Here is a 330-nt window from a genome sequence, read left to right on the forward strand (position 1 = left end):
GGCGTTACCACCAGTAGCCGCTCCGAGTGCTTCCGGCTGGAGCAATCGTTGCCGGGTGGAGATCACTCCCTCCCCACTGGGCGATGCACCCTTTTCACGGCGCACGAGAAATGGGGGCTAACAGCCCGTCGTACTTAGACTTAGCGCGAGAACTCCCCATGATGCGCCGGCAGTCCGATGCGGCACAGGGAACGATTGTCTCGGAACCTGTAAAGGCCAGGATAATGCGGCGGCCGGTCTGGCGTAGAGCGACCATGGGGATCCGACCATCGGGGAACCGGGGTGGCGTGCTCCCATCAGCTTCCAAAGGCGCTTGAAGTTGTACGCCAA

Origin of the sequence: Verrucomicrobium sp. 3C (assembly GCF_000379365.1) — a bacterium.
GTDB lineage: Bacteria > Verrucomicrobiota > Verrucomicrobiia > Methylacidiphilales > Methylacidiphilaceae > Methylacidimicrobium.